Genomic DNA, 24,647 nt, shown 5'->3' on the forward strand with positions numbered 1-24,647 from the left:
TCATTTTGTTTGGATATTTGATATAATTTAGGTCTATTGAAGCAAAGAATATGAATGAAGTGATAACATTTGGTTGTCGTCTAAATTTTTACGAGAGCGAGTTAATCAAAGAAGCGTTAAAAAAAGCAAAGAGAGAAAATGTTGTTGTAGTGCATAGCTGTGCAGTGACAAACGAAGCAGAGCGTCAAGTAAAGCAAAAAATACGTAAGATTTATAAAAATGACCCAAGTAAAGAAATTATTGTAGTTGGCTGTGCTGTTCAATTAGATCCTAAGTCTTATAGTGATATTCCTGGTGTAAGTAAAGTGCTGGGTAATCAAGATAAGCTAAGAGCTAAAAATTATCTACTAGATAATGATGAAATCTTAGTCAGTGATAACCAAGTAGAACCTGTTCTGATTAATGGATTTAAAGATAAATCGAGGGCATTTATTGAGATTCAAAATGGTTGCAATCATAGCTGCACATTTTGTTCAATTACTGAGGCAAGAGGGAATAATCGATCTGTGCCAATAAACAGTATTATAGAGCAAATTAAGATTTTTATAGACAATGGGTATCAAGAAGTGGTGTTTACAGGTGTTGATATTACTGACTTTGGTACAGATTTGTTTGATAAGCCATCACTTGGTTCAATGATTAGAAGAGTTTTAAAGGATATACCACAGTTAAAGAGACTAAGACTTTCCTCTATTGATGTTGCTGAAGTTGACAACGAATTAATGGATTTAATAGCTAATGAGTCAAGACTTATGCCTCATTTACATTTGAGTCTACAATCTGGTAATAATTTAATACTAAAGAGAATGAAGCGTCGTCACAACAGAGAACAAGTGATAGAATTTTGTCATAAAATGAAGAACTTGAGGCCTAATATAGCATTTGGTGCTGATATTATTGCTGGATTTCCAACAGAAACTAACGAAATGTTTCAGGATACAGTTGATCTACTAAAAAAAATAAATGTAGTTTACCTGCATGCTTTTCCATATTCAGAGCGGAAAAACACGCCTGCTGCACGAATGCCGCAAGTACCGGAGAATGTGCGTAAAGAACGAGTAAAGCATCTAAGAGAGATAAATAAGGAAATAATGAGCAATTTTTATCAATCTTTGATCGGTACTAAACAAAACGTTCTGGCTGAGCAAAATCATGTTGGTAGAGCAGAAAATTTTGCATTAATAAAACTTACATCAAAAGCTCAAGCTAAAAATATTGTAAAAGCTCATGTTACAGGAACAGAAAATAATTATTTAATTGGAAATATTCTTTCTTAATTTTTGTACATAAAAGAAATATATGATATAAGTAGTTATGCTATAAATAACAATTCATTGGTGATGAATAAAATATCTATTACTTTATTTTTCATTTTCATTACATGTGTCTATTTTTTTATTGCTTATGTCAGTAACAATACACACATTGAGCAAGCGCAACCCTTAAAATTAGAAACAGACAATAATGAAAGTGTGATACATTCTGAAGAGGTTGCTGAAAAAGAAATACCAATAAAATGTCAAGAACTTGAAAGTAATTCACCTTCTATTTTCCAAGCAGCTGATCAGAAAAATATGTGGCCACGTATTGCAGATCAAGCTGAGCCTACAAAAAAGAAATCAAAAAAACTTGATTTTTATGTTAGCGCTAACGGTGGTAAGGTATACCATGATAATTCAGAAACATTTGTAAAGGGTATACAAGCAATAGGAAAAAGAATCCTAAACTTGATCGAAGAGGATCATTACATTAACATTATCGTGAAAAATATAGCAACAAGGGAAATTGAGAAAATTCTGGATAATGGTACGGTTGATTTCCAGTGGCTTAACAGCATATCTTTAGGTTACTATGCTGGAGAAAATGGCCGAGTTGATTTTGAGACCATATATTCTAAAGTTAATATTGAAAATAGTAATTCTCCTCCGGTATTTGATAAATCAGCAAGTGTGTCTGCATTTTTATTAAACTTCTATTATAACCCTAACATTCAAAATACGCAATTTGCCCCGTACATTGGTCTTGGTATAGGACCAACAGTTTTTAGATTAAAAAAGATTAATGGATCACCCCAAAATGTAATGCCACTTAATGTTCCTTGGTTTGCTTATCAAATAAAGCTTGGTGTTGATTATTCAATAATTCCAGAAGTTAAAACCTTTCTCGGCTATCGTTACTTTAATATTCCAACACCTGTTGCAGACGACATATCCACTCATAATATTGAAGCTGGTTTGATATTTAATTTTTAGTAATACAGGCAATGGCGTCAACTTAAATTAGCAAACTCTCCTAAATTATGATACCTTATGAAAAAATTCATGCCTTTTATTATTTGATCTGCAAATTCTTTATTAAAAAAATTCAGAAAAATGCTGTATAATTACCCATAAACTTTGGTAGAACTTATCAAAGGTTAGTCAACCCAGAAACTTCACAACAGCTTATTGAATTAGCTAAAGCCACTAAACAATCTGTTCAAAAATTAGCAGGAATAATATTTTTAAACTATTGCCTTACTTGCCCACTGAGAACTCTATTTTTCATACCACTCATTTATGAGTTTATTGATATCAGAGTCTATAAAATCCTTTAGCGGTTGCCTGGTTTTTACCTCAGCATTTTTAGGGATACACCTATCTTTACATATTGCATACTTTATATGAAAGTTATAGCTCTTTTCATAATAGTCCGAAAAGCTTATAGAAAAGCGGAATCAACAGCATGACGAAAAGATGTGAATAGAGGGATGTTTTTCCTAGCTCTGTTTTTTATAGCAAACCAATGATGCTCAATTTTGTTAAAATCGGGAGAATAAGGCGGTAGATATAAAATTTCTGCGCCAACTCCTTTAGCAAATTCAGTAATCTTATTAGACTTATGAAAAGTAGCATTATCAAAGTTTGTCCAGATCGGTGTCAAAAACTGCTCAAACCATTTATTAACATATTACAGTGGCCTTCAAATGTTAACGGAACAACTATTTTTCTGCCGTTTAAGGCTGCAATCATACTGATTCGTTGAATTTTTTTACCAGATTTTAGAGCATAAAACCTCTGTCCCTTCTGGCAATATCCATAAGGGTAGTCCTCGGTGTTATCAATGCCAGACTCATCTATATAAACTAAGTTTTGAGGTTCTTTTGTTGCTATAATTTTCAAAAATTCAGCGCGTTTTTCTTCGTCCCTTTCTTTGTATCCATATGTCTTTTTTTGCGTGTGAGTCCAATTTTTTTAAGAGCTCGATGAATCGTTGGGATACTAACATTGCTCCAAAGCTTAGCCATTTCCGATAGAGTTTTTCCACCATATTTTTTAGCAAATTCAGTAAATTTATTCCAGTCAGTAATTTTGTGATTATAACCTCCATTTCCAAGTTTTTTTGACTGAAAATCTCCTGTTTCTTTTTTTCTTTGCTGCCACTCCCATAACGTAGTTCTTCCAATTTTAAATCTTGCTGCCACTGCTTCTCTGCTTTATCCTTCTTCTAGTGATTCCATTGCTTTTTTTCTTAAATCATAACTATATGCTGCTGGCATACTTACCTTCACTACTATAAAATCTTATTTTACCTCGTTTGTACTATTATGAAAAGAGCTATAATATCAACGTATTCCTGATTTGGAACTATATTAGTTTTAAAGGGAAATAACACCATATCTTCATATACGTTACTAACAAATGTAATTTGTCCTACTTTATCTTCATGTTCCTTGGGAGTAGGCCAATGGATATCTATATTTGATGTGTTACCCTTACAATCAAAGGAAGTGGGAAGGCCGAAATCTCCATTATCTTTGTAATATATATGCCAACCCGGTTTTATTGTAACCTTTATTGCGCCTTCAATGGCGAGATTTGCTTCATTTACTTTACCAATGAGCAGATCAAATTTTGCAACTTCTTCTTCAGCATGCAATTGAGTGCAAAAAAAAAGCAAAAGTAGCATTGAATGTATACGTATTTTCATAAATACTCTATTTACGAAGAAAATAATTTGAATTTTAGCTGTTATAATAAATAATATTATATAAATTATTTATTAATATAGTATTATACTAATACAAGTATAATTTTCACATGTTATTTTTTTATTGTTAAGCAGTCACAATATAACGAATATAAATAGTAGTGCATTTCTGCACCAAACTTACTATCTTTAATAAATGTAAGATTTCCGAGAACTGGAAAGATACCTTGGAGCAAGTTGCTCCAAGGCTTGTTTTATTTATTTAGAATCCATTCATTCCACCCATTGCTCCTGCACCCATAGGTGATGAAGCATTGTCTTCTTTGTTTGGTAGATCAACTATCATAGATTCCGTAGTAATGAGTGCACTTGCTACAGACACTGCTGTTTCAAAAGCAATACGAACTACTTTTGCCGGATCAATTACACCAGCTGTTGATGCATTAGCATAGTTCATAGTTTCAACGTTGTATATAAGCTCTTTATCATTCTGCTTAATTAGATAATCAATGATAACAGCAGATTCAAGACCAGCATTTTTAACCAATCTTTTGATTGGAGCACTGAGAACTTTTTTGACAATGTTGATACCTATTTGCTCTTCATCACTTGCACCTTTTAGCTTATCAAGAGCAGATGCAGCGTAAAGAAGTGCAACTCCACCACCGGGAACTATACCTTCTTCAATTGCAGCTCTTGTTGCATGCAGTGCATCTTCGACTCTATCTCTACGTTCTTTTACCTCTACTTCGGTCGCTCCACCAACTTTAAGAACAGCAACACCACCTGATAATTTTGCTAAACGTTCTCTTAGCTTTTCTTTATCATAATCAGAGGTTGAAGTTTCAATTTGAGACTTAATCTGGTTAATTCTAGCATTTACTCTGTTTCGTTTATCACAGTCACTGTCTTCACTAACAATTGTAGTATTGTCTTTAGTGATTTTAACATTTTTAGCAGTACCAAGATCTTCAAGAGTTAAATCTTCCATCTTGATTCCAAGCTCATCTTTTATGACATGCTTAGCACCTGTTAAAGTTGTTATGTCTTCGAGCGTTTCCTTTCTCCTATCACCAAAGCCTGGAGCTTTTACTGCAGCAACTTTTAGACCACGTAATTTGTTGATCACTAAAGTGCTTAATGCTTCACCTTCAATATCTTCTGCAATGATAAACAAAGGTTTACCAGACTTGAAAATAGCTTCAAGAATAGGAAGTAAAGGTGGAATAATATTAAGTTTTTTTTCCGTAATCAATAAATATGGATCATCAAGCTCCACGCTCATCTTTTCATTGTTTGTGATAAAGTATGGAGAGAGATAACCGCGGTCAAACTGCATACCAGTTGTAAGTTCGACTTCTAATTCTTTTGAACCCTTACTCTCTTCAACAGTGATAACACCTTCTTTTCCAACCTTTTTAACAGCATCAGCAATGCTACTACCAATATCTTTATCACCATTTGCAGAAATTACTGCAACTTGTGCAACTTCATCCATTTTTTCTAAAGAAATTGTGCAAGACATCGACGTAATTTCTTTTAATACCACATCTTTTGCCTTTTGTATTCCATTCTTAATACCAACACGATCATTTCCAGCTGCAATTGACTTTGAAGCTTCCATTATCATATTGCTAGTTAGTATTGAGCACGTTGTTGTACCATCACCAACTTTGTCATTACATTGAGAACAACTTTGAGCGAAAACGCTTGCTATTGCAGCGTGTAATGGTTTTTCAGGCTTTATGCCTTTCATTACTTTATAGCCATCTTTTGTGACTTCTGGTCCACCATATGGCTTGCTAATTCCTACTGTTTTTCCCCTAGGTCCTGCAGTTACTGCTACCGTTGAGTCAACCATTGCTGCAACTTCACGAAAGGCTTCTTGTAACTGTTCGCCTGATACTACTATATTAGCCATTTTTATCACCCCTTAAATTAATAAAAAATTTAAAATATTAAAATACATAATGCACTTATATAGCGCATTAATTTAGTAAAATAGAGATAACTATTTGATAACAGCGAGTATATCTAACTCCTTCATTACGATATACTTTTCATTATCATGCTCTACTTCTGTTCCAGCCCATTGGCGATAGAATATTTTATCACCAGCTTTTACAGTTAAAGCTACGCGCTCTCCGCTTGAGTTGCGTGAACCACTGCCAATTGCTATAATTTCACCTTTAGTAGGCTTCTTTTCAGCGCTTGACGGAAGTACAATTCCACCTTGTTTTTCTTCGTTGATAGGCTTTACTAATACACTATCATCTAATACACTTAAGTTTACGTTTGACATTTGTCTTTCCTCATTAACTAACCTACAATTCTATGTAGTCATCTAAAGGTTACATTTCAAGGGTTGGGGTTAGTAAGATACAAGAAAAAGTGTATAATTTAAGGTTTGAATAGAAGTTTTATGGGTTACATACCGCTACCAAATCGTGGTGTAATATCTTTATATGGACCAGATACAAGAGGTTTTTTGCAGGATATTATAACAAATGATATCAATAAGTTGGATAGTCAAAAGGCTATTTACTCTTTATTACTTAGCCCTCAGGGAAAATACCTATACGATTTTTTTCTTATTGAGTATGACAAATATATTTTTCTTGAGTGTGAAAACACTCATCTGCAGCAAATAATTGAAAAACTAGATTTGCTCAAAACTTACTTGAGAGTGAGGATTAAAGATGTTAGTTCGTTGCATGAGGTTGGAGTCTTGTTTAATACTAAATTAGTGGAGGATAGTAATGAATCGCAAGTTATTTTCCAAGATCCAAGACATAGATCTTTAGGAATGAGGATTATACATAAGGGTAAAATAAAGGAATTAGCTGGAGATTTTACTCAATATGAAAAAGTTAGAATTCAAAATCTTATTGCAGATGGAGCGAAAGATATGGTGCAAAATTCGTCATTCCCGCTGCAATACTTAATTGATAAGATAAATGGCATAAGCTTTAATAAAGGGTGCTATATAGGTCAGGAAGTTGTAAATCGAATGAGCAGACAAGAAGCATTCAGAAGGAAACTTTACCTCGTTGAGGGAGAAAATGCACTTCCAAATATTGGCACTAAAGTAATTAGTGAAAATAATGAAGAAGTAGGGGAACTGCGCTCTAGTGTGGACAATATTGGACTTGCATTGCTTAATACTGAAAAAAGCCATGCAAATTTATATGCAGGTGGAGTTAGCATTAAGACGTTATAATGGGAATCAATTTTTCGTGTTTACCAATTTAGATTGCTGGCTAGCTATAAATCAAATGTTAGGAGGAGTGGCAGTATTGCAGGTAAATTTGTAGTATAACTGACTTTAATTTTTCTTCCTATAAGATTCTTTTCTGTGTTTTATTGAAGTGATAGTTACTTCGCACTCTGCAATGTCTACTGTATAGATAATACGATAATCGCTAACTTGTAGCCTTCTGTGCCCTTTAAGTTCGTAGAGCAATGGTGCACCAACTTTCATTGGTTCATCTGCAATTCGCTCGTCTATAGCTCTTATAATACTTTTCTTGATTGGTGACGATAAAGTAGGGAAATCTTTCTTAACAACGTTTTCTAAATAAGTAATCTTATATTTCAGTTTGTACCCTCAACTCTTTTAGCTAATACTGTATCCCAGTTTATATCCTCGCTTCTAATCTTTTTCGTGCCTGGAACATCAAGCTCAGCAGCACGCTCGATTAGTATTCTATCTTCCTCAAGTTCAATTGCTTGTTGCATTAACTTCTCTGTTAATTCTTTTACAGATTTGTTTCTTACTTCAGCAAGTCCAGTAAGGCACTTCGAAGTTTCTTTGCTGAAAGTTATACTAAATCTTGAATCTGCCATAAGTTTTACCAAAAAAGTATAGTAATAACTATACAACATTTTTCTGAAATTTTCAATAAAAAAAACGTATCTGAAAAGTAATTATACTATTATCGATATAGTATTAATACTTTAAGGAAAATATTATGGTAAATGATTTAAAACCTAAACAAGATTTGATTCCATCGATACTTAGGGCATACGATCCACATTATGATTGCCACAGAAATTGTGAAACTATACATCCTTTCAAGGCATGCTGCGAGTATTTAATATCAGTAAAGAGAGAAGATGGTAGCAAAAACTATCTGTGGCTGCTCTTTAGCAGTGTTAATCGCTTGGTGTTGGGGCTATTCACAACATTGTGAATAACTCAGTTGATAATCCAGTGGAATACGTAGTTTACGCGTTATTAGTACTTGAGCATTTTTCGATGCTAATCTGGAGGTGCAACAGGCACTTTTTTATGCTGTTTGAGAAGAGCAAAAATTGCATTTTCTCTTGCTGAAAGCTTGTGTTGCTTATATTTTCCATAATATACATTATGTAATTTTCGATACTAATGACTGTTAGGTCATTTTTGATTACTACACTAATGTTAATTTGGTCTAACGCCTTGTGACTACTGTTAATTTTCGGTAGACTTTGTCTCGCCGGGATGCCCATAAGGTAGCTAGTAAAGGGCAATTTACATAATTCCACTATCAATGTTAATATACTCAAGCAAGAAAAAGCGCTCTGGTGTTCATCCTTTTTTTATAGCTAATATTCTTGATTCAATCCTTTGCTTTCTTCTCAATATATCTACATATTAGGATAGAGAGCTCGTATAATACCAGCATTGGAATTGCAAGCCCTACTTGGCTTAGTACATCAGGTGGAGTTAAGATTGCGGCAATAATGAAAATTACCACTATTGCAATTCTGCGTTTATTTGACAAACTTTGTGCAGTGAGTAGCCCTACCCTCACCATTAAGGTGAGTATGACTGGAATTTGAAATGCGGTACCAAACGCAAACATGAATTGGAGAACAAGGTCTAAATATTCACTAACTGATGGCATAAACTCTATCGGTATACCGAAAGACTTTCCACTATGTTCAAAAGCAATAAAAAATTTCCAGGCCAAGGGAAATATGTAGTAATAAACTACAGCAGCTCCCGTTATAAACAAAACTGGTGTTGCAATTAAGTATGGCAATAACACTGCCTTTTCGCGTTTATATAACCCAGGTGCTAGAAACATATAGAATTGCCATGCAAACACAGGAAAAGAAAACAAAAGTGTACTCATTATTGCAACCCTGAGATATACGAAAAACGCTTCTGTTAAGTCTGTATAGATTAGAGAAAAATCATCGCTATCTTTTGTAACTTCTATTAAAGGTGCAAGTAAAAAACGGTATATATTTTCTTTAAAGTAGTAACAAAAACCGAAAGTAACACAAAAAAATAGAAAGCAAAAAATAACCCTTTTTCTGAGTTCCGCAAAGTGCTCATAAAATGAAGCATATTTTGTATTCATACTTTACAATAATGCTATGTCTAACATCCTTAGTGAAAAAGCCCATTCATTATCGTACCACGCTGCAACTCTACAGATATCACCTGTGACATATGTACCAGCTAAATCCACAATTGCACTATAAGGGTTATGAACAAAGTCTATTGAAACTAAAGGTTCTTTACATATGGAAAGTACATGATTTGCTGAATTCTTAAACATTTCATTTATTTTTCCAACTGTTACCTTCGTATCAGTCGTAAATTTAAAATCAACCATAGAAACATTGCTAACTGGAACTCTAATGGCAGTGCCATCTAGCTTTCCTTTTAACTCAGGAATAACAGAACCAATAGTTTTTGCTGCCCCAGTTGTAGTTGGCACCATAGACAGGCCACAAGCCCTTGCCCTGCGCAAGTCTTTATGATTGCCATCAAGAATATTTTGATCATTTGTATAGGCATGTATAGTGGTCATAAAACCGCTTTTTATACCTAAATTAAAATGTAAAACGTGTACAATTGGAGCCAGACAGTTTGTAGTACAAGAACCTGCTGAGATCACTTTATGCTCCTTTTTGAACATATCGTTATTTACGCCGTAAACTATAGTTACGTCAGCATCTGAAACTGGAGCAGAGACAATTACTTTTTCTGCATTATGCTTTGCTGCTTTCGCACGCTTGTTGAATGCACCAGTGCATTCAAGTACCACATCAACATTCCAAGGAATATTCTCAGGATTCCGTTCTCTATATAAAGAAAACTTTTTACCATTTATAGATAGCCAATTTCCAGACTCGTTAAAATCAATATCACCACTGAATTTACCATGAACAGAGTCATATTTAATCAAATGTGCATGCTGCTCAGCACTGAGTGACCCATTTACAGCTACGACTTCTATTTGCTCACCATATTTTTCTATTTCAAAAATAGCACGCAATACACTTCTGCCTATTCTACCAAGACCATTAATTCCTACACGAATTGTCATTTTTCCATCTTAAAAGTTTAATTATAGGGAATATTGCCTGATATTTCATTCTATTCTTTTAGTTGTTAATCCTAATGTTATAATATATTGATGCTTATCTTGACTAAAGAAACTGTATCACTTAATTAATAATATCTAAATTTTAACTTGGAGTAGGTTATGCATGGATTACCAATGACAAATTCAGATAATCAGTATCAGCAAAGAAAAATAGAAGCATTGCAAAAAGAAAATAAAGGACTGTCAGAAAAAGTGAAAACACTACAGAAAATGTCAGTGCTGCACAATGAAATGCTAGTAATGCTACAGTGGAAATCAATAACAGAGAAACTGCGCACAGAAATATTAAAAAAACTGCTAGAAGCACCTCAAGAAGCAGCAGCATTTCAATTAGAAGAAAGAGATGAAGATCAGCAAGTAATAGAAGACATACTGGATATGCAAGAAGAATTTGAATCTTCACAAAATTTGGAAAATGCTACCACTGAACAACAAAATATGCAAGGACAGAACATATAGCTCTTTCCTACTCTTCAGAGTTAGCTAAATAGCTGACTCTGAAAAGTAGATAACAATTAGGGCTTCTTTTACCTTTTTTATTTAGTAAATTCCTTAATATTTCTAATTATAAAGAACCCGTCAGTTATTTTTGTATTTTACGGCTAAGGATATTACTCTTTGGTATTTTATTCTTTAATATCTTAATAATTAACTTGATTAAGTAACTATAGCACTATATTATTTAACTAAATATTAATGGTAATTATCATGGATTTAAAAAACTTACAACAAGAGTTGCTTGGAATAATTTTTTTCATACTTGCACCAATTAATGCAGAAGAGGAAAAAGATATGAAAGAGCGAGCATTAAAGATTATTGATGAATTAAAAGATCATATTAATGATGATATAGAAATGAGTGATCTGAGAATGCCAATTTTAGGCTACATTATCCTTTGTGATAGTCAAGATAACGTAAGGTTAAATAACAGATCATTGTTAGACTTAGAAGATGCCGTCAAAAGTATTGGAGGGAAAACTTCACAAGAGTTAGGGCGAGTAAATCAGATTCCACAGCAACCAAATAGTATTGGGTTAGCGTTAGCAGAAGCTGCAATACAATATGAGGCGCATGTGAGAGAAATGGAAGAGAGAAATGTAAGGATTATCACCTCAATTGGAGCATTAGGTATAACAGCCTTAGGAGTGAATCTTGGAAAATCAAAAGTGAGTGAAATTATTGGTACAACACTTGGAGGACTATTATCCATGCCAATAATGGTCATGTTACCAGCATCAATAGCAGTAGCGTTAAAAAACAGGAATTCAGGGCTTAGAGAAGTAGTACAATATTCTCTTGATGCAACAAGTAAACCATCGAGGATTGGGTTAGTAGCAGCTTTAGGAGCAGGCGCGATGATGTTAATTAACAATATAACTAGCAGCAGCGCTGAAACAAATATGGAATTATTAGGCCCTGGTTTTATAGCTGCAACTGGAGCTGGAATTGGTGCTGCATTGTCAACGGCTTTAGCGAGAAGGATGTTTGCTACTATCTCTACAAATTTGGAAAACGCTACCACTGAACAACAAAATATGCAAGGACAGAACATATAGCTCTTTCCTACTTTCTCCTTTATTATGATCCCAGGTGACACTGGGATCTACTACGCAAATTATCTATAATGTTCATATAGTTGTAACTTAACCTACTAATTGCAAATCATACAGCTGGATTTTGCAGTCTAGAAAAGCTCAATTTATTTTCTTTTAGTGATTAATTGTTAGTTTAAGTAATTATATTAATATAATAAATATTTCCTTAATATACTAGTATTTACCTTATCATTTACACTTAAGCTTTAATAGTGGGGTAGTGATGGACACACAAGAATTAGAAAATTCACAGGAAAGTTTGTTGACTAGCTCCCCTACCCTTCTGTATATAAAACGACAAATTTTATAACTAAAAAAAGTACTTCCCCATTTTCAGAGCGCTGCATATAATAGAATTATATCGCAGTGTATTGCAAAACAAAATTCCCAATACTACAGGAGGCTTTATGAATAAGAAATTTTTCTATTCACCATTGTCAATAAAAAGCATAGGAGAAAATGGTGTATTTTCTGGCTATGCGAGCGTTTTTAACATAGTTGATAAGCAAAATGATCTGATATTGCCTGGAGCATTTAAGGAAAATTTAAATAAAAACAAGATAAAACTTCTTTGGCAGCACAATCCAAGCGAACCTATAGGTAATATTATAGATATTTGCGAAAATGATGTTGGCCTATATATAACTGCACATTTGCTTTTGGGTATCCAAAAAGCAGAGGAAATATATTTAATGCTCAAAACTGAGACTATTAACGGGCTTTCGATTGGTTATATACCTATAGAGTATGATGTTGATCGTGAAAGCGGAGCTCGAGTGTTAAAGCAAGTGGAATTATGGGAAGTTAGTTTGGTCACTTTTCCTGCAAACTTGGCAGCTCAGGTAATTAATGTGAAAAATCAGCACAATGAACAAGAAATGTTAGCAAGAGCAATAGAAAAAGCAAATTCTGTGCTTACGAACACGTGTATTTCTGCTTGAAGTGTGTAAAACTTTACCATAGTTTTACATTTGTATTAATATTTATTTAATATTAATACAAATATATATAATTTTATTACCATTAAAAATTTCAAAGTAAGAAAATGAGGTAATTTTATGCTGAATACTAACAATATAGTTAACTACAAAATTAATATTAAACAAAAGGAAAAAAAATACAGCTTATCTACTGTGCTTGCTTGGCTATATCTAAAAACAATTGGACGAATACTGCCAAAGAGATGGAGTAAATGGGCAGAGAATATCCTATATTACAATAAAGTTATTGCAGATCAGACTGATGCTCTTAAAGCAGTAGATCAAAGTATTCAAGTTCCTGAAGTTGTAGCACAAGAGATTCAGAGTGAGATAATGAGTGAAGATGAAACTACATTTCAATATATGGCAACGCAAACAGACGGTCTTATAACAGTAGATGAAAGTGTTCAAGTTCCTGAAGTTACAAAAGAAGAGAGTGAAGATGAAGGAGTTTATTTCAAAGTAAGTGGTGAATCCACTGATGAAGACTGCTCTGATATTGAGGTGGATGAAGAAGAGGTAGATAATCAAAACGAACTCCTTTGGGATAATGGACCACAAACAATATCCATAAATGATTCAGTGTCAGAAGAAACTGAGCAATTAAGATCACAACTTGAAAGTGATTATGTAGAACTAAAAAGCGTTACAAATCAAATAGAAAAATTACATGAAGAACAAATAAAGGAAAATTTAGTAGAGATGGAAAAAAAAGACGAAAAAATAAGCAGCTTAACGCAATTAAATAAAGCTTTAGAACAAGATAAAAAAGCAATGAATGATAAAAATAAAACCCTACAAACAGAAGTAATAGAACTTAAGAGTAAGTTAAAAAGCAAAATTAGTAACTTAAGTCGAGAAAAAGAAACTCTACAATCAAATGTAAATATATTGACTGTTCAATTACAAAGCGCTCAACAACAATTGGAGAGAGAGAAAATTGATTTAGAAGATAAATTAAAAGATTCAAGTAGTAAGTTAAGTGCTGCTGAAAAAGAGAACAAGAGGTTAGAAAATGAAGTTACCAAGTTACAAGAACAAGTACGGACATTAGAAGAAAGTAAAGAGTGGGAATCAGCTGGAATAGATGATAGCTTAAAGGAAACTTCTTTTGATCTAACAGAAATGTTAAAAGAAGAACTTGCAAAGCAAGAGAAGCAAATTGAGCAGTTACAAAAGGAACGGAAGCAAGCAGAAGATCAATCGAAAATTGATATTAAAAAACTACAGGAAGAAAAAGAAGGTCTATTGGTTAAAATAGATAAATTGAGGAAAAAATTAGAATCTTCGCACAGTGTTGCACTATCATCGATTCAAGCACATTCAGAAACACTTGGAGAAAATTACGAGTTAAAAATACAGAAAATTGAAAATTCAACAGCTGGAGGTGAACAACAAAATGGAAAGTTAACAGAAGATACACAAGAGCAAACAAAAGCTAAAGAGCTAGATACAATGAGTAGAGTATCTATTGCAAAGTCAACTACCAAATCAACTCTTTCAAAATTGTCTAACAAGCTTTTGAAGAATGAGAACCTCGATGCCTTTTTATCTGATCAAAATAAAGAGTTGAAAAAAAGTTTTCCTGAATTTGAAAAGAAACACTTTTGCCATAACGTGCTTAGAGGTTGTCCACAAATCAAGAAATAAGTAGTATATAAAGGCAGAATATTGAGGTAAGAGATGAGGAAAAAATATCCAACAGATTTAAGTAAAAGGGAATGGTCCCGAATAGAAAAACACTTCAGGGTATCGTATAAGAAAGGAGGAAGGCCGCCAAAATACAGTAAGTGTGAGATACTGAATGCAATTCTTTATGTACTGCGCACAAGATGTCAATGGCGCAATTTACCACACGATTTTCCGTTGTGGAAGGCTGTGCATGAACAGTTTAGAAGATGGAAAAAGCAGAGGATTTTTGAGAAAGTGAACTATGATATCACTAAATATAGTAGGTCAAAAATGGGAAGAAGTGAGGAGCCAAGCGCATGCATAGTGGATAGTCAATCGGTAAAAATCACGGAAAAAGGGGGGTCAAAGGTTATGATGGTGCAAAAAAAGTAAATGGGAGAAAAAGACATATAATCACAGATACTCAAGGATTTGTGCTTGGTTGCTATGTAGGAGCTGCAAGCGAAAATGACAGAGATGGGGTGAAGATGGTATTGGACAATATGAAAGAAAAATACAGCAATATTAAGAAAATGTGGGCTGATATGGGGTACCAAGGAAAAGATTTAAAAACCCATATAGAGGAAGAACATGGGATAGATATTGAAATTGTGAAAAGACCTCCATGTAGGTTTTGGGTGCATAAAGATACACCACCAGAACTATTGCCACAACGGGATCCTGGATTTGCAGTACAACCGAGAAGGTGGGTGGTAGAGAGGACTTTTGCTTGGATCAATAGAAATAGAAGGCTATCAAAGGAGTACGATTTACTTACAACATCTACTGAAAGTTTCATATATCTGGCTATGAGTAAAGTTATGTTAAGTAGGGAATATGCTTGAATTTAATGGTTTGTGGACAACCTCTTAATGAAATTATCAAGTCTCTATCAAATCAAGATGATGGTAAATTTGAAAGCAGTAAGCTGCTTGAATTATTAGAAAGCAATTTGAAACAATCCGCAAGGGAGATCATAGAAACTCAGGTTAAAAAAGTTGTCAACGAACATTGTAAAATTGGAAAAAATATAGGTAAAGAACTACTAGATGGAATGTTAAAAGATAAGTTATTACCTTCTATTAATGAATGCATGAAAAAATTAAGGTGGGATGAAAAAGGTGCTGCTGCAATCACAGATTCTGTCTTGCAAGATTTTCGCGGCAGAAATAATAGCAGTAATGATTTAGTCAGAGAAGTTACTGTGAAGGAGCTAACGCAAGGTAGAATGAATTGTTTTTCAAATAAGATTCAAGGATTACAACTGGCATTAAGTATTAGAGATAAATTTTTATCTCCAGACCAGAAAATGTGCAGTAAAATTCCAGGAGAAAAAAATGAATACCAATTAACAGAAAAAGCTAAAAAGCCTAGTTCTTCCATGAGTCACACTAATAGTACTCTGTTAAGTATGAAGCAAGCAGCAACGTCTAAATAAAACTTTTAGCATAAAGTATCAGCTCCTCTTTTGTTAAAGTGTAGGAGCTGTTTTCCCAGTGTTGTCTTAGCAATTCTAAACTCCTACCCAAACTTTTTCCTGGCTGGTGACCTATACTTATTAAATCATTGCCAGATAAAGGAAATTTTGGAATATTGAATGTATTAGCAAATGAAATATATTCATCAACATTTGTTTCAGACTCAATACCACAAATCTTCATTAAATCACAATATAATTCTATACCAAATAAAGATATGTATTTTTTTTGCTCTTTCTCTGAAAGCTCTGTTTTGATATTGCTCGATAGTAAAAATAATAGCTTTTTCTTTTGCTTATTTGAAAGACGTAAAAACTTGCTCACGTCTTCTCCAAGACTTCCGGCAGTCCTAAGAAGCAACGCTAATTTTACTAATGCATCAGCGCCGAGAAGAAGTTTTGAGAATAAAATTTCACATTTTACTTCTTTTGGAATAATTTTTTGTAGAACATCAGATTTTTGCATGCTCTTAAGTGTTGGAACAGGATCATTGCACTCCAGCAATTTAAATACTTCTTCTCTTATTCTCTCTCCAGAAAGATTTTGGATCATGTGTGAATATTTTTTGCATACATCTAATATTTCATCACTTAAATCTCCTATGCATATTTTAGCGTGAAAACGAAATGCTCTTAAAATACGTAGATAGTCTTCTTTAATTCTATCTTCAGCGTTGCCTATAAAGTTTAACCTTCGCGCCTTCAAGTCCTGAGTGCCACCAAAGTAATCGTATATATGGCCATGCTTGTCTGCATAAAGAGCATTAAACGTAAAGTCGCGCCTTGAAGCATCAGCTTGCCAATCATTGGTAAATTCTACCTTTGCATGCCTACCGTCACACTTTACATCATGCCTTAGTGTCGTAATTTCAAAAAACCTCTGATTTAAGATTGCAGTGATAGTTCCATGTTTTAAGCCAGTTGGAATAGTTTTTATATTACGGAGTTTTAACGCTTCAATTGCTTGATCAGGCAGAAGATTGGTAGTAAGGTCAATGTCGTGAACGTCACGCTGCAAAATTGAATCTCTAACACACCCACCAACAAGCCTTGCCTCACCACCAAATTTCTCTATAGCATCAATAATTACACTAGTTTCGTGATCAATTCGCATTTAGGTTATACACATTGAAGATCATGTTACACAAAATGCAAAATTTTTGCAAAAAGCCCCATATAAAAATATATAGGCAGGAGAGTGGTAAAATAAGGTAGGCAAAGTAAAAGTAAGTCTACAACAAACCCAGTGTCCAGACACACAACTGTACGAACATTGTGGTTTGTAGGCAATTCGCGTAGCAAACGGTGTCATTCCAGTGCTTGACACTGGAATCCAGTTTTTTCATGATCATCAAAATGTTGTATTTTAACATAAAACGGCTACTTTTCTGCTTACCAACTTAATAAAATTCCTGGATCCCAGTGTCAAGCACTGGGATGACACCATTGTATCGTATAAAAACATCTAAGCTTAAGCATTAGATAGAAAAGTTTGAATAACACCACTTTTACTTAAATCTTCACACATTAACCATGCTTCTGAATAGAGCTATTATTTCACAAGTATTTGTTGCTGTTGACTAGATAGTCCTTGTATTTTTGCTTCTTCCATACTACAAGATGGACTCAAAAACTTCTGCTTCTCAGAGCGCTCTATGCGCTGCTTTATATCACTAACGCACTGCTCTATAACATCGTGAACTCTTCCTCCAAGATTTTCTCTCAATAATTCATCAAACCTCTTCTCAATTTCTACCCTCTCAGAGATATCCTTTGGAAGGTTACAATACTCTAAGATCTCATCTATCTGAAGTTGTTTTGCTAATAGAAAGTCTTCTTGCTCTTGAACTTCCTTAGTTACAACCTTAGCTCTAGAGTAATGATTCCCCCCAAGATATATTGTTTCTCGCTCTTTACTACCCCATAACTTATCGTTTAATTTATAACTCTCACGATTACATACCTGATTTAGTTGTATCATTTCAGGATTTGGTTCAAACTTTTCTCTACCGCTAACTTCACAATGGACATTAATTTCAATGTTAGCTAAAGAAGCTAATACCTGAACTTCTTCAATGAAAGGAAAATAACTTTTACTTTCTATTGCTTCTAGATAAGCTCGGTAGAGCTCAGGCTCATTAAGAAATAAGCATGTAATAAAATCACTGTTATATTCGGCATTATAGTCATTTTCACCAATGCCATAAAGAGCTTCTGCATATTCACTTAGATTAGACATAGCCTGATCATGCGATATATTAAATTTGCTAACAGCTTTACTTACTAACCTCTTCACATTACCTTCAGCATTTTCAATTTTCCTATTTGTTTGCTCAACCAGCTCCTTTATTTTATCAGACTTGCCAGTTAAATCCCCTGGCTTATTAAAAAACATATTAAAAACCTTTTCTAGCTGATCTTTTAAAGGAGCTGGCATACTTGCATACCTAAAGATGTAAATCGACTTAAAAATTTGTGCCATTCCATTCTCATATCTTGCGCTCTTTCAGCCTTATATGAACCGGAGCTGTTATCACCAAACACTGCATGGAAAAAGCAGTTGCCATCACCCACAGTATCATATTTAACTACTTGGCTATTAGAAAGTTCTTCTTCTACATCACTCCCTGAAATCTTGCGCCTTTTTGCATCAACATCAAGAGGATTGTTTGGTAATTTTTGTTTCTCAGCTATAATCATAATTTTTACCTTACTTAAGCTATATACTAATAAAATTGTTAATAACTAATTAAGTATAGCAAAAATTTTTTAATTATGCAATAATTATAGTTTTATATAGTAAATATGAGCTTTAATTGTGGCATAGTTGGACTGCCAAATATAGGAAAATCAACCTTATTTAATGCGCTTACAGAGTCAAGTGCAGCGGAAGCTGCAAACTATCCTTTCTGTACAATCGAGCCAAATGTTGGCAAAGTGCCAATAAGAGATCAACGCTTAAAACAAATCGCCGCAATTGCTCACTCAGAGAAAATAATCTACAATCAATTAGAAGTTGTGGATATTGCAGGCCTGGTAAAAGGTGCGAGCAAAGGTGAAGGGCTCGGAAATAAGTTTTTGAGTCATATCAGAGAAGTTGATGCTATCGTTCATCTGCTCAGATGCTTTACAGACAACGACATTAGCCACGTGCACAATGAAATAGATCCAATATCAGATGCTGAAGTGGTGGAAATGGAATTAATTCTAGCTGATATTGACAGTATAGAAAAAAGGCTACCACAACTTGAAAAAAAAGCAAAGCAAGGTGATAAAGAACTAAAGAAACAGCTTGAGTTGACTCAGGAAGTTTTAGCTACCTTAAAACTTGGTAAGCCTGCAAGAAGCTTGGAAAACGCGGATGACACTGAAATGAAGTCGCTTCAATTGCTGACAACAAAACCTGTTATGTACGTCTGTAATGTTGAAGATACGCATATCATAACTGGTAATGAACTATCTAAAAGGGTGGAAAAAATGGCAGAAGAAAATAAAAGCAAATTTTATTGCATTTCAGCAAAACTTGAAGCAGATATTGCAAATCTTGGTAGCGAAGAAGAAAAACAGAGTTTTTTATCAGAATTTGGCTTACAAGAATCAGGACTTGATGGAGTAGCGCGTATTATGTATGAAGTGCTGAGTATGATAACTTTCTTTACTGTGGGCCCTAAAGAAGCACGTGCATGGCCAGTAAAAATAGGATCAACAGCTGACAAAGCAGCAGGTGTAATTCACACTGATTTTGAAAAAGGCTTTATAAAAGCAGAAACGATAAGCTTTGCAGACTATATAAGATATGGAAGCGAATCAGCCTGTAAAGATGCAGGCAAAATTCGCTTCGAAGGCAGAGACTATATAGTGCAAGATGGTGATATAATGCACTTTAGGTTTAATTTGTAATTAATACACAAATCCTTAGCACCTTCCTGATGCAGCCCGTGAATTTTCATAACTACACGGCATAATTGCAATCCCACTACTATAAATATAATCTATTATACCAGTTCCATCAAAGCCAGTCATATAATCTTGCAATACGAAATTTTCTTATCTCTTCTTCATCTATCTCCTCTTCAGATAAGGGAGAGAAAGAGAATCGCCCTATCTTTACGTTATCAAGTTTACTTCCAGGGGTTTCATCACATCTCTTTATTATCTCTTCCTGCGATTGTACATCTTGTTTCAGATATTCTGCTAAAAACTCATGTAAAGCTTTACCTTCTATAAGCACATCTTCGTTTTGCTCAGCTAATTTCAAAATTTCGTCTAATTCAACATCTTTATCATTAATAGTTGCCTTCCCAATCTCAATTTTCCCAGAATTTACATTTAAACTAATAAAGCAGTTAACTTTCTCATTTTTTGCACCCCATCTAATTTCCAAGTTGCATATTGCATCTTCTTCAAAGCAGTAGTTTCTTTGTTGCTTTTCATTCTTTTCAATCGTTACGATTCTTTTACCATTACTGTGTATTTTTACTCTTTCTACCTCATTTTTATTCTTTTCCATCCTTTCAATTTTGTCAGTGAAAAGACGGCTGGTTTCTAAACTCTGTCCAGGTTTAATAATATTTATACTAAGATTATTATAATGATTAACAAAACGCCCTGCCTTTTCATCTGGCCAATAACATCCATCAAAGAAACCTATTAGATTATCTTCCCCTAGCAATTCTTTTGCATCATTCATCCCTTCATTAATTCGAAGAAGATACCTACCTAACCTATTTTCAAAATTCTTTTTCTGATCTTCATTAGTAAACTTCTTATCTAATATATTCATTATTTCTTTTTGCTTACTTAATATCGCATAGTTGAAAAGAAAATATCCTTTTTTCTTCGATAATAATTTGCTATTTTATCAAACGGATCTGCCGGACGGCCGCCATTATAATTTACAGAATCATTAGAGTCTTCACATTTATTGCTCTCAAAATTGAACCTCAATTTTTCAAAATCTGATAATACTTCTTCTACATTATCTTTGAAAAACTCAAGTTTATCTTGAAGCTTTTCTCCATAACTCATCCCTTCTCTAATCCTAGAATGAATATACTCACCCAATCTCTTTCTAAACTCTTCTTGTTTTTTGAGATCAGGAAGCTTATTATCTAATATATTGACTATTTTATTGTACTTATTTAACACTACATAGTCAAAAAGGCCCCTCTCTTTTTTATACTTCTCTGCTATTTTGTTAAAACACTTATTATCATTATAATCTAATTTCTCAAAATCCCGGAGTACACTCTGCATTGCAGGATCAATTTGAGAATTTGTTTTAGGAGGTGGGGTAACTACGTTTTCTTTTCCTTTAGGAAGAAAATTATTGTTTTCCTCAGACTTATTGGTAAATAACCAACTAAACATTCCATACCTCTTATTATATTACTATATAAACTTAACTATAACTTAATGCCAAATGTTGTAAAGCTAAAATTAATATGTAAACTCATTTTTTTATAGGACAGCTATAGATAGCTTCTACAAAAAATTTTCAATTAATAAATGTTCAAGATATTGATTTTGTTTGTATTTTTATTACCTTACCAGGCAATATTATTAATGAATGAGTCAGACAAATATCTTGGCTAAATTTTACTCCATCCACAAATTCTCCACTTGTTACTCCAGTTGCGATAAAAACTGATTCACCTCTTACCATATCTTTTATGGTGTAGATTTTTTCTGGGTCATGAATATTCAGACTTTTTGCTCTTTCTTTTAATTGATCCGTGTCAAATATTAATCTTCCCTCCATCTGTCCACCGATTGAACTTAGCGCTGCAGCTGCAAGCACTCCCTCTGGTGCTCCTCCTGTGCCAATGTACATATCGTGATTGCCATTTATTAGTGAAACTACGGCCGCAACATCACCATCATCTATTAGCTTAATTTTTGCTCCTAAATTCCTGATTTTTAGTATCAATTCATCATGCCTTTCACGATTAAGTATAGTTACTGTAAGATCATTTACTTTACATTTTTTTGCCTTGGCTAAATTGTCTAGATTCTTCTCAATGCTATTTTTTAGTGAGACTACACCCTCTGGAACTACTGCTATCTTTTCCATATAAACATCAGGTGCATGTAAAAAATTGCCTTTTTTCGTTGCAGCAAGAACGGACATTGCTCCTTGTTTATAATGAGCGCAAATCGTAGTGCCTTCAAGTGGATCAACTGCAATATCAATCTCAGGACCACTTCCTGTGCCAACTTTTTCTCCAATATATAGCATCGGTGCTTCGTCCCTCTCCCCCTCGCCTATCACAATCGTACCATTTATTTCCATGTAGTTTAGCACCTTCCGCATTGCATCAACTGCAACCTGATCGGCCTTTTTTTCATTCCCTAATCCTGCCAATTTATGTGCAGCAAGTGCTGCAGCTTCAGTCACTTTCACTAACTTGTAGGCTAAATCTTCCATCATTTGCTCGAGAATCATAAATCAATATATATCATGCCATTTGAGACTGCAAGATTACTTGACTGACTTTGATGGAACTGGTATAATAAGTTATATTTATAGTAGTGGGATTGCAGTTATGCCGTATAGTAATGATGATATTAGAGAGTTATATCCAAAGATATGTCAGAGTATAATGAATAGCAATAAATACGGTTACAAAATTACCAGCCTTGAAGATTTGCAAAAAGAACCAAAGTGGAAGGAAGTTAATTTTCAAGATAAATGTGAAGGAGGCCATTCATTAGGAGACTTACTTCTAAAATCTGCAGATGAAAATGATAACTCAAGCGTTAGTGGTTTTCTCCTCCAAAATGGGTTCAAGCTTCCTGAGCAAGAACAAGTAGCTGCTGCAAACGAGGAAGAGGAGGAGAAAAACACACCTAATGTAGAAGAAGATAGAGCAGAACCTAGCAACAAAAATGAAGATGATCAATTTTCTACGTCATACAACAAGATAAGGAAAATTGTAGCTAGCAACCCTAACATAACTGCTCAGGAATTTGGTGAGAAGCTAAAACAAAGTGGGACAACAGATGCAAAGATTTATGATTTATTTATAGATATCCTCCGCCCAGGGAAAGATGATATTGTAAACGATCATGATACATTTCTCAAAACTATTGAATTGCTCGCTAAGTCAAACATTAAAATTGACATTGGAGATACTGCTTCTAAAACCGTATTGGATTACGCTGTGGTAGGTGAACAACTTGACGTTATAAAGATATTTTTGAATAGCGGTAAATTTGATCAAGAAAAAAAATCAAATGCTTTGTCTATCGCCATTAATGAAAGTAAAGTTCAAGAGTTTGAGGTATTTTTAGATTACATAGATCATGCGAAAATACTAGATGCTCTTAATACAGCTCCTTGCAATGAAAAAACTGACATTATGAGGGTGCTATTGATAACAAGAGAGTTTTTTACTGAACAAGAAAAAGTTCAGGCTTTGAGTGACGCCATTATGGATGGTAATGTGCCAAGAGTTAAACTACTTTTAGATTATATGACAGGTATACCAGAAGATGGCATAAGAAATCTTCTAGAAATAATTGAAGAGGAAAAATTATCACTTAGAGAAAAAGTTAAAATAGATTCTGAGTTTAAAGGAGATCCCAACAATTCTAATCATCGTAAATACTACTCAAATATTGCAATAATTAAATTGCTTGAATCATCAATAGAGAAGAAAAACACACCTCATGTAGAGAAAGAGAACACAGGTACTGATCAAACTACCAAGCCAAGCAATGAACAAGAAACTAAATATAAAGAAAGCACAAAGGATTTTTACACCTCATTAGCAAAAGATGTTGTTGGAGTTGTTATTACAGGATTGTTTGTTGCTGCTGCTGTAATGGTTCCATCTGTAGCTGGTGCAGTAGTTTGTAGTGTTGCAGCTACCTTGATTGCAATAGTAACCGGATTGCATATAGCAAGTTCTACATTGCCAAGTTATAGAGAAATGAGAGAAAATAAGGTTGAATGTGTAAATTCAAACCTGTTAAGAATCTCTAGATCATGAGGTAAAATAGGCATAGATTAAGAATGAGGTATATCTATGCAAAACAAGTGATATAAATCGAGAGCAATTTGAAAAAATCAGGCCAATATTGGAGAGCAGCAGGAAGAAAACAAGACCAAGAAAAATGTGAGCTATATTTTTCAATAAAGAACTGTATTGACAAACAATTCCAGACTTAGTATATAGCTTTTGCTGACGTTAAGGAGAAATGACACAGACTAAGTATAGTATTGCAAGACATCATTAGGAATAGGGAGGGTATGCCAGCGGCTGGCTACTTAATCAAGTTAGTACTAATCCAGTTGTAACTAAAAAAGAAATCGAAGACTGTGATGATTGTGCGCCGTAGAAACACAAGAAGTGTAGAAGCTGTGCAGTAGATGAGGGAAGGCCCCTCAAAGCCGGTTTGCAAGAGCAGGCTTTAAACAGCCATAAGCTGCTTTGGTAAGGTAGTGAGCGTTATGGAAAAGGCACAATTATGTGTCATGTATGAAATAGAGAGACGAACGCAAGTGAACCACTGATGAAGTGTCGAAAGTGTAGAGACGACGTCAAAACCAGGGGGTAGTCGTTA

General features: G+C 34.1%; 25 protein-coding genes and 1 pseudogene. 12 read left to right on the forward strand and 14 right to left on the reverse strand.

Annotated elements, in window-relative coordinates; genetic code table 11:
- The first annotated feature begins 50 nt into the window (after positions 1-50).
- Together mtaB and ABLO99_RS03335 are read left to right on the forward strand one after the other, a co-directional pair.
- Complete coding sequence (gene mtaB / locus ABLO99_RS03330) at positions 51-1,277, forward strand: tRNA (N(6)-L-threonylcarbamoyladenosine(37)-C(2))-methylthiotransferase MtaB (protein WP_047758698.1); 1,227 nt, start codon at positions 51-53, stop codon at positions 1,275-1,277.
- Positions 1,278-1,337: 60 nt separating this feature from the next.
- Positions 1,338-2,252: a P44/Msp2 family outer membrane protein gene (locus ABLO99_RS03335; RefSeq protein ID WP_349968445.1), complete on the forward strand. Its 915-nt coding sequence runs from the start codon at positions 1,338-1,340 to the stop codon at positions 2,250-2,252.
- Positions 2,253-2,700: 448 nt separating this feature from the next.
- Here ABLO99_RS03335 and ABLO99_RS03340 read toward each other — a convergent pair.
- The 4 genes and pseudogenes from ABLO99_RS03340 to ABLO99_RS03355 all read right to left on the reverse strand — a co-directional run bounded on the left by ABLO99_RS03340 (position 2,701) and on the right by ABLO99_RS03355 (position 6,271).
- Positions 2,701-3,538, reverse strand: a pseudogene (locus ABLO99_RS03340) (IS630 family transposase).
- Positions 3,539-3,567: 29 nt separating this feature from the next.
- Positions 3,568-3,969: a protein-disulfide reductase DsbD domain-containing protein gene (locus tag ABLO99_RS03345; RefSeq protein WP_349968263.1), complete on the reverse strand. Its 402-nt coding sequence runs from the start codon at positions 3,967-3,969 to the stop codon at positions 3,568-3,570.
- A gap of 262 nt (positions 3,970-4,231) precedes the next feature.
- Complete coding sequence (gene groL, locus ABLO99_RS03350) at positions 4,232-5,890, reverse strand: chaperonin GroEL (RefSeq protein WP_349968265.1); 1,659 nt, start codon at positions 5,888-5,890, stop codon at positions 4,232-4,234.
- Between the two features lie 90 nt (positions 5,891-5,980).
- Complete coding sequence (locus ABLO99_RS03355; RefSeq protein ID WP_349968267.1) at positions 5,981-6,271, reverse strand: co-chaperone GroES; 291 nt, start codon at positions 6,269-6,271, stop codon at positions 5,981-5,983.
- 120 nt (positions 6,272-6,391) lie between these two features.
- On the opposite strand from ABLO99_RS03355, the gene ABLO99_RS03360 reads away from it, so the two are divergent.
- Positions 6,392-7,189: a YgfZ/GcvT domain-containing protein gene (locus ABLO99_RS03360; RefSeq protein WP_047758702.1), complete on the forward strand. Its 798-nt coding sequence runs from the start codon at positions 6,392-6,394 to the stop codon at positions 7,187-7,189.
- Positions 7,190-7,294: 105 nt separating this feature from the next.
- Here the strand turns inward: ABLO99_RS03360 and ABLO99_RS03365 are convergent, their stop codons facing one another.
- Both ABLO99_RS03365 and ABLO99_RS03370 read right to left on the reverse strand, forming a co-directional pair.
- Entirely contained in the window at positions 7,295-7,567 is a 273-nt protein-coding gene (locus ABLO99_RS03365; RefSeq protein WP_349968446.1) for a type II toxin-antitoxin system RelE/ParE family toxin, read from the reverse strand.
- Positions 7,564-7,815, reverse strand: a complete 252-nt coding sequence (locus ABLO99_RS03370; RefSeq protein ID WP_047758704.1) for a hypothetical protein — start codon at positions 7,813-7,815, stop codon at positions 7,564-7,566. Before ABLO99_RS03370 ends, ABLO99_RS03365 begins: the two co-directional genes overlap by 4 nt.
- A gap of 125 nt (positions 7,816-7,940) precedes the next feature.
- Here ABLO99_RS03370 and ABLO99_RS03375 point away from each other — a divergent pair, with 125 nt between their 5' ends.
- Positions 7,941-8,162 (forward strand): hypothetical protein, encoded by a 222-nt coding sequence (locus tag ABLO99_RS03375; protein ID WP_349968270.1) that lies wholly within the window; start codon positions 7,941-7,943, stop codon positions 8,160-8,162.
- A gap of 408 nt (positions 8,163-8,570) precedes the next feature.
- On the opposite strand, the gene tatC is transcribed toward ABLO99_RS03375, so the two are convergent.
- Complete coding sequence (tatC, locus tag ABLO99_RS03380) at positions 8,571-9,320, reverse strand: twin-arginine translocase subunit TatC (RefSeq protein ID WP_349968273.1); 750 nt, start codon at positions 9,318-9,320, stop codon at positions 8,571-8,573.
- A 3-nt stretch (positions 9,321-9,323) separates the two neighbouring features.
- Positions 9,324-10,295: a type I glyceraldehyde-3-phosphate dehydrogenase gene (gene gap / locus ABLO99_RS03385; protein ID WP_047758707.1), complete on the reverse strand. Its 972-nt coding sequence runs from the start codon at positions 10,293-10,295 to the stop codon at positions 9,324-9,326.
- A gap of 159 nt (positions 10,296-10,454) precedes the next feature.
- Between gap and ABLO99_RS03390 the strand changes: the two genes are divergently transcribed.
- The 6 genes from ABLO99_RS03390 (at position 10,455) to ABLO99_RS03415 (ending at position 16,040) form a co-directional block, all read left to right on the forward strand.
- Positions 10,455-10,814 carry a hypothetical protein gene (locus tag ABLO99_RS03390; RefSeq protein ID WP_047758708.1) on the forward strand — a complete coding sequence of 120 codons (360 nt, stop codon included), beginning with the start codon at positions 10,455-10,457 and terminating at the stop codon, positions 10,812-10,814.
- 249 nt (positions 10,815-11,063) lie between these two features.
- Positions 11,064-11,912, forward strand: a complete 849-nt coding sequence (locus ABLO99_RS03395; RefSeq protein WP_349968275.1) for a hypothetical protein — start codon at positions 11,064-11,066, stop codon at positions 11,910-11,912.
- Between the two features lie 446 nt (positions 11,913-12,358).
- Complete coding sequence (locus ABLO99_RS03400; RefSeq protein ID WP_047758710.1) at positions 12,359-12,892, forward strand: HK97 family phage prohead protease; 534 nt, start codon at positions 12,359-12,361, stop codon at positions 12,890-12,892.
- A gap of 117 nt (positions 12,893-13,009) precedes the next feature.
- On the forward strand, positions 13,010-14,581 hold the full coding sequence (locus ABLO99_RS03405) for a hypothetical protein (RefSeq protein WP_349968277.1): 1,572 nt from the start codon (positions 13,010-13,012) through the stop codon (positions 14,579-14,581).
- Positions 14,582-14,614: 33 nt separating this feature from the next.
- Positions 14,615-15,447, forward strand: a protein-coding gene (locus tag ABLO99_RS03410) for an IS5 family transposase (RefSeq protein WP_349968279.1) whose coding sequence is annotated in 2 segments (ribosomal slippage) — positions 14,615-14,981 and positions 14,981-15,447 — 834 coding nt in all. Because the reading frame shifts where the segments join, the coding sequence is not laid out codon by codon here.
- Positions 15,444-16,040 carry a hypothetical protein gene (locus tag ABLO99_RS03415; RefSeq protein ID WP_349968280.1) on the forward strand — a complete coding sequence of 199 codons (597 nt, stop codon included), beginning with the start codon at positions 15,444-15,446 and terminating at the stop codon, positions 16,038-16,040. The genes ABLO99_RS03410 and ABLO99_RS03415 overlap by 4 nt, the downstream gene beginning before the upstream one ends.
- Here the strand turns inward: ABLO99_RS03415 and ABLO99_RS03420 are convergent.
- The 3 genes from ABLO99_RS03420 to ABLO99_RS08670 form a co-directional block, all read right to left on the reverse strand.
- Positions 16,033-17,193: a CCA tRNA nucleotidyltransferase gene (locus ABLO99_RS03420; RefSeq protein WP_349968282.1), complete on the reverse strand. Its 1,161-nt coding sequence runs from the start codon at positions 17,191-17,193 to the stop codon at positions 16,033-16,035. The two genes, ABLO99_RS03415 and ABLO99_RS03420, sit on opposite strands and share 8 nt — an antisense overlap.
- Before the next feature lie 438 nt (positions 17,194-17,631).
- On the reverse strand, positions 17,632-18,516 hold the full coding sequence (locus tag ABLO99_RS03425; RefSeq protein WP_410543676.1) for a hypothetical protein: 885 nt from the start codon (positions 18,514-18,516) through the stop codon (positions 17,632-17,634).
- A complete protein-coding gene (locus ABLO99_RS08670) occupies positions 18,501-18,779 on the reverse strand; it encodes a hypothetical protein (protein WP_410543677.1) in 279 nt (92 codons plus the stop codon). The genes ABLO99_RS03425 and ABLO99_RS08670 overlap by 16 nt, the downstream gene beginning before the upstream one ends.
- A gap of 105 nt (positions 18,780-18,884) precedes the next feature.
- On the opposite strand from ABLO99_RS08670, the gene ychF reads away from it, so the two are divergent.
- A complete protein-coding gene (ychF, locus tag ABLO99_RS03430; RefSeq protein WP_349968283.1) occupies positions 18,885-19,979 on the forward strand; it encodes a redox-regulated ATPase YchF in 1,095 nt (364 codons plus the stop codon).
- A 109-nt stretch (positions 19,980-20,088) separates the two neighbouring features.
- Here ychF and ABLO99_RS03435 read toward each other — a convergent pair whose 3' ends face one another.
- The 3 genes from ABLO99_RS03435 to glpX all read right to left on the reverse strand — a co-directional run bounded on the left by ABLO99_RS03435 (position 20,089) and on the right by glpX (position 22,506).
- The gene (locus ABLO99_RS03435) at positions 20,089-20,862 is read right to left on the reverse strand and encodes a hypothetical protein (RefSeq protein ID WP_349968284.1); all 774 of its coding nucleotides are present in this window, start codon (positions 20,860-20,862) and stop codon (positions 20,089-20,091) included.
- A gap of 17 nt (positions 20,863-20,879) precedes the next feature.
- Positions 20,880-21,449: a hypothetical protein gene (locus ABLO99_RS03440; protein ID WP_349968286.1), complete on the reverse strand. Its 570-nt coding sequence runs from the start codon at positions 21,447-21,449 to the stop codon at positions 20,880-20,882.
- Positions 21,450-21,591: 142 nt separating this feature from the next.
- Positions 21,592-22,506, reverse strand: coding sequence for a class II fructose-bisphosphatase (glpX, locus tag ABLO99_RS03445; RefSeq protein WP_349968448.1), 915 nt, complete (start codon positions 22,504-22,506; stop codon positions 21,592-21,594).
- A gap of 40 nt (positions 22,507-22,546) precedes the next feature.
- Between glpX and ABLO99_RS03450 the strand changes: the two genes are divergently transcribed.
- Positions 22,547-24,073, forward strand: coding sequence for an ankyrin repeat domain-containing protein (locus ABLO99_RS03450; protein WP_349968288.1), 1,527 nt, complete (start codon positions 22,547-22,549; stop codon positions 24,071-24,073).
- Positions 24,074-24,647: the final 574 nt, after the last annotated feature.

Source organism: Wolbachia endosymbiont of Armadillidium arcangelii (assembly GCF_040207875.1).
Lineage (GTDB): Bacteria > Pseudomonadota > Alphaproteobacteria > Rickettsiales > Anaplasmataceae > Wolbachia.